Raw genomic sequence first — 5,692 nt, forward strand, 5'->3', positions numbered from 1 at the left:
TTTCCCGCCTTCCGTGGGCGCCCCGAAAAAACCTTCGTCGAGCTCGACAATGCCAGCAAGCGTATAGGTAGCATCACGTTCGCCCATCGCCTTACGGATTTTGTGAGTGATTGTCCAAGCCGTCTGATAGGCGATTCCAAGTTCTTCGGACAACTGTGTGGCTGAGACGCCACGTTTGTCTTGGGCGATCAAATATATGGCCCAAAACCATTTGAATAAATCGGTTCTTGTCTTCTCAAAGATCGTGCCAGCAATCACTGTCGTCTGGTGTTCACAGCTTGCGCACTCGTACAGAGGCAATTTGCGAGTCTTAATTTCATAGGCTTTCGAATGATTGCATTTTGGGCAACGATACCCATCGGGCCACTTCATTTTGAACAAATGCTGGTGGCAATCTTCTTCGGATTGAAACTTCTTTTGAAATTGAATAAGGTTGATCGATTCTTGCTTAGCCATGATACCCACTCCCGAACGTACGTTTGATTTCATTATACCAAACGAATGTTCGCGTTTAAAGAGCGTCCTGAGCTAACTGGAGAATCAAAATAACTATTATACAATAGATACTGGTAGGAGAGGTATCCCCCATCTTTTATGTTATTCACCCCCGAAAAGGGGATCTTTTTATTTCAGCGGGTGTCCTAAAATGAATTGGAAGTGACAAAAGTCGACAGGAATGACGAGAAATATCGGATATTTGTCGATTCATTCGGCGTAGCCCAGGGGACGACACCATGGCCGAAACGAAGCAGAAGATCAGCTTCAGCGATATCTTCGACACTGGGTGGAGGCGACGATCAAGCAAGTGGTAAGCGCCGGCATCGTCAGCGGCTATCCGGACAGCTCATTCAAACCGAATCGTACTGTAACCCGCGTGGAATTTGCAGTCATGTGGGCTCCCTCGATTCTAGCTATCTTGAAATCATTAAAATAAGATATAATGTAGAAAAGGATGTTTACAGCATGACTAGGGGTGCCAACCATGATTCTACGTACCAAACTTCATATACCGCAATCTAGACATGATGGCTTTGTTGATCGATTGGCGATCACTGAGATATTAAATGAAGGGCTAAAAAAGAAACTAACTACTGTAACGGCTCCAGGGGGGTACGGCAAGACAACAGCCTTGAGTCAGTGGCTGCAGCAGACCGGCATACCTGCCGTATGGGTTTCTCTGGACCCGCAGGATAATGATTTGATCTGGTTTTGGAGCTATGCGATTGCTGCTGTCAGCAGTAAGCACCCCCATTTTGCCGAAGCTGTGAGCCCGTATGTTCCATCCCTTAAATCGGGAGCTTTTGAACCTTTCATCACAGCCATCATTCATGAGCTTGATAGTTTTTCAGACGAATTGGTTATTGTTTTTGACGATTATCACTCGATTGATCTTTCTCCCATTCACGCATCGGTGGCGTATTTCCTTGCGTGTATGCCTACTCATGTACACCTCTACGTAACAAGTCGAGCTGAAATGCCCTTTCCTACTGCAAGGCTGCAAACGACAGGCCAAATGGTGAAACTCACGATTCAGGATTTGCGATTTCAACTAGGGGAGGGAATTCGTTACTTTCAGGATTGCATGGGTTTGCCGCTATCCGGAGAAGAGATCGCGAATCTGGTCGGTCGAACGGAGGGATGGATTAGCGGAATGCACCTTGCGGCCATATCGCTGCAAAGAAGCGGCAATGTTCCTGATTTTATCCGTGCTTTTAGCGGGGAACACCGCAGTATATCCGATTATCTGTTTCAGGAAGCTTTTACCCTCCAGTCCGAAGAGAAGCAGTCTTTCCTATTGGAAACTTCGATAGTCGACAGGATGAACGGCTCTTTGTGCGAAGCGGTTACCGGGCAACCCAATTGTCAGGAGCTGCTGGAAATGCTGGAACAGCATAACCTATTCATCGTTCCGTTGGACGATCAGCGGCAATGGTATCGATATCATCATTTGTTTTCCGAGTTTTTACGGAGGCTCTTTCGGCAGATGCTCGGGAATATCGCGGTTCGCTATGCGGGCTCCGAACTGGGAAAGCAGTTGTCGCAAGAATTCTTCTGTGATGGCTGCTTTTTCTGTTTGCTGGGGCAAGTCCTAGGGGTTACCCTTAAATCTACCTATCTTGAGACCAATAAAGTAAGATATATTTAGCAAGGACGTTAACTTCAGACTTGGGGTATCCAACTATGATTCTTCATACAAAATTGCACATTCCGCATGCGCGGCGAGAAATGCTTGTCGAGCGTCCGACGCTAATCGAACTGTTGAATGAGGGATTGAAAGCGAAACTGACCGTCGTGACGGCCCCGGCGGGCTACGGAAAGACGACCGCCTTAAGCGAGTGGGCGCGGCAATGCGACTGTGCTGCTGTCTGGATTTCATTAGACCGCAACGATAACGATCCGGTTCAATTTTGGAGCTATGTGATCGAGGCTGTCGAGCGTGAGAAGCCGGGCTTCGGCGAAGCGACAACCCCGCATATGGCAAAACTGAAATCGGATTCTCTTGAGTTTATCGCGGTGTTACTGAACGGATTGAACGACATTTCCGATGAAATGGCGCTTATTCTTGACGATTTCCATGCGATCGAACTTTCGTCGATCCACGACTCGATCGCATGCATGCTTGACTATTTGCCCGCACATATCCATCTTTATGTTGCAAGCCGCTACGAACTTCCCATTCCTGTGGCAAGACTGCAGGCTAAAGGCCAAATGCAACAAATTATGATGCGGGACCTGCTGTTTCAGCCGGAGGAGGGAATTCGCTACTTTCGCGATTGCATGAGCTTATCGCTGACCGATGAGGAAGCAGCCCAGCTCGTTCTTCGCACCGAGGGCTGGGCGAGCGGGCTTCATCTTGCAGCGCTCTCGTTGAAAAGAAGCGAAGATCGGTCCGGCTTTATTCGCGATTTCAGCGGTCAGCAGCGGAACATTGCTCAATATTTGCTGGAAGAGCTTCTTCAGAAGCAATCCGAAGAGGTTAGCGGATTTTTGCTGCAAACGTCGATTACAGGCCGGATGACCGGTGCGCTTTGTGAGGCGATTACCGGGCGGACAGACTGTCAAGGACAGCTTGAAAGACTTGAGCGGCAAAATTCGTTCATCATCCCTTTGGACAAAGACGGAGAATGGTATCGATATCATCATTTGTTTGCCGATTTTTTGCAGCAGCAATTTCGGCGTAAGTATCCTGATCGCATAGTAGAAACGCATGCGAAAGCGGCTCGTTGGTTCGAAAACAACGGATTTTATGAAGAAGCTATCGATCACTACCTCGCGGGCCAGCGTGATTTGGAAGCCGCTTCCTTGATCGAGATGCATCTGGGCGAACTGCAAATGAAGCGGACGGCGCTTCGCAGGTGGCTTGACTTGCTGTCAGAGTCTGCTCTGGCGGAAAAACCCGGGATTCATTGTCTGAATATTAAAATATTGATCGAAGCCGGAGAACTCGCATTGGCGGAAGCCAAACTGCAAGCTATTCAAAACAAGTTGTCCGAATCGAAGTGGCAGCCTTTGGCAGGCATGCTCTTGCTGATGGCATCCGAGATTTCGCTGTATCGCAGAGACGTTCCGCGAACCTTAGAATATCTGGACATGTTCGAGAAGCATGTGCCGGAAGGCAGCCATTTGCAAATGATTGGCGGCAATACGTTTCGTGGAATTCATTTTGATACCCTGTTAACGTTTTTCAATGATTTGCATGCGGCGGCGGAGTTTTTTCTTCGATGGATCAAGACGTGGGAGGCCAAAGAAAATTATCCTTTCGTCGGCTACTTCTACAACGCTTATGGCGAGCTGCTGTATGAATGGGACCGGTTGGAGGAAGCGGAAATGTATGCGGAACGGGCGCTCCGGCAAAAGCCGATGCAATCGTACGCGCGGATTTTGGTTCATGCTGCGATCCTCGCTGCGCGGATTAGCCAGGTAAAGGGAGATGCAGAAGGGGCGACTCGGCTGCTTGAACAGATGAAGTCGCAGATTCATTCGGAAGACAAACCGCTGTTTGTCATGACCCTGGAAGCGGAGCGCATACATTTGTCGCTTCGCGGGCCATCCTCGGACGACGCGGCTGCTTGGCTGTCAACATGCGGATTCAAGCCTGGCGATAGCGTCCCGCTGAATCGGGTCAGGGAATATGTTCATTTCGCCAGAGCGCTGATGGTATGCGGACAGGTAAGCGATGCCATGGTTCTGCTGGACCGATTGTATCAGCTCGTTCATCATGAAGATCAGCACAGGGACAAGATCAGGGTGCTGATTTTGCAAAGCAGGGCGCTTCATCGATCAGGGAATACACTGGATGCGCTCATGAAGCTGGAAGCAGCCCTGCATCTCGCGGAGCCGCAAGGGTACATTCGCAGCTTCGTCGATGAAGGGATGGAACTGGCCCATCTGCTGGCCCAATATGTGCAACATAGGCAGCGCGGCTTTATCCGCAAGTCTTTGCCCGTATCCTTACTGTACGTCAAGAAGCTGCTGCAGCTGATGAATGTTGAAGAGGGCGACGCCCTGGCTATTTCCTCTGTACTAACGGAGCAGGAATCCAAGATTTTGCGCATGGTTCAGCAAGGGCTGATAAATCGGCAAATTGCCGAAAGGATCAATGTGTCCAGCGAAACCGTCAAAGTACACATGAAAAATATATATAGAAAGCTGAAAGTAAAGAGCAGAATGCAGGCGCTGCAGCGCGGAAAAGAGATGAATTTGCTGTAGCGGAAGACAACGTCTACCACCCATTCGCTATATATCTACCACCCGGATATTCCCCGTATGGGGAATATCTTTTTTTCTGAAATTGTCTTAAAGTAGGTCTAAATCCGCAAAAAATCGACAGGTTAGGAGTGGTGGATTCGACATTAATCGTGGAGGGAGCATGTAGTGCAGGTAATTCAGCTAGTAAATGACGGAGTATAACATCATTGTGACTAAATTTATGTAAAAGGATGGATAACATGAAGCGATTTTTTTCGTACAGTTCGGTTTTGGTCTCCGCTTTGATTTTTTTGTTGCTATGCGGATGTGTAAACAACTATACCAACATAGTTTACTTTAATTTTGATACTGGGGTTAACCCGCAGCAAGTATATGTCAGATATTCGGATGGAACTGTCACGAATGGAACTGGCAGTGGTCCAAAGACGACATTCTCTGTAAATACAGATAGTAAATCTATTGTTGGTGCTTATCTTTACGACGGGAATGTAAGTTGGGTACCCGATTATAGCTATGATCAGAATAGACCCAATAGTGTACTTGTGACACTTAATTCAACAACAATTACAAAACCTTCAAATCCTGCAGTTTATGCAGTTCAAACAAGTCAACAAAACGATCCCAATAACAATGGTTTTGTAGATGTAACATATGCTCTTTATGATGCAAACCTCAATCCTGTGGATGATAGAACGGAGGTATTTGCTCAATCCAATACAACTTTTTACAATAATGATACTAAAGATACTAATTCTTCATATAAAATAACTCAAACTTCGCAGAGCGAAATTAGTCTTAAACCCTTGATAAATAAAGCTGTATCAGGATAATAATCTATCCCTTGCAAAAATAGAAAACACCGCTTCCATTTGGTATAGTGATTGTGTCGAGCAACCCACTACCACACAGAAGAGGTGTCCTCTATATGATAGAGCAAAAAGAGCCCTGCAATCAACTACCAAAAGAAATTAAACCGGCTTTC

5 protein-coding genes are annotated in these 5,692 nt (G+C 47.1%); 4 read left to right on the plus strand and 1 reads right to left on the minus strand.

What is annotated here, in order from left to right; translation table 11 throughout:
- The coding region (locus O9H85_RS37180) for an IS1595 family transposase (RefSeq protein WP_269886347.1) at window positions 1-456 on the minus strand (456 nt) is incomplete at its 3' end.
- Window positions 457-784: 328 nt separating this feature from the next.
- Here O9H85_RS37180 and O9H85_RS37185 point away from each other — a divergent pair.
- From O9H85_RS37185 to O9H85_RS37200, 4 genes are all read left to right on the plus strand, one after another.
- The gene (locus O9H85_RS37185) at window positions 785-934 is read left to right on the plus strand and encodes an S-layer homology domain-containing protein (protein ID WP_269886348.1); all 150 of its coding nucleotides are present in this window, start codon (window positions 785-787) and stop codon (window positions 932-934) included.
- Between the two features lie 48 nt (window positions 935-982).
- Window positions 983-2,146: a MalT transcriptional regulator family protein gene (locus O9H85_RS37190; RefSeq protein ID WP_269886349.1), complete on the plus strand. Its 1,164-nt coding sequence runs from the start codon at window positions 983-985 to the stop codon at window positions 2,144-2,146.
- A 35-nt stretch (window positions 2,147-2,181) separates the two neighbouring features.
- The gene (locus O9H85_RS37195) at window positions 2,182-4,710 is read left to right on the plus strand and encodes a LuxR C-terminal-related transcriptional regulator (protein ID WP_269886350.1); all 2,529 of its coding nucleotides are present in this window, start codon (window positions 2,182-2,184) and stop codon (window positions 4,708-4,710) included.
- Window positions 4,711-4,949: 239 nt separating this feature from the next.
- Window positions 4,950-5,540: a hypothetical protein gene (locus O9H85_RS37200; protein WP_269886351.1), complete on the plus strand. Its 591-nt coding sequence runs from the start codon at window positions 4,950-4,952 to the stop codon at window positions 5,538-5,540.
- Window positions 5,541-5,692: the final 152 nt, after the last annotated feature.

The organism is Paenibacillus gyeongsangnamensis, from assembly GCF_027533625.1.
In the GTDB taxonomy this organism is placed as follows: Bacteria; Bacillota; Bacilli; order Paenibacillales; family NBRC-103111; genus Paenibacillus_G; species Paenibacillus_G gyeongsangnamensis.

Excerpts from the sequence above, each read along its gene's own strand:
- O9H85_RS37190 (WP_269886349.1), top strand. The coding sequence starts at position 983 with ATGATTCTACGTACCAAACTTCATATACCGCAATCTAGACATGATGGC.
- O9H85_RS37200 (WP_269886351.1), top strand. The coding sequence starts at position 4,950 with ATGAAGCGATTTTTTTCGTACAGTTCGGTTTTGGTCTCCGCTTTGATT.
- O9H85_RS37195 (WP_269886350.1), top strand. The coding sequence starts at position 2,182 with ATGATTCTTCATACAAAATTGCACATTCCGCATGCGCGGCGAGAAATG.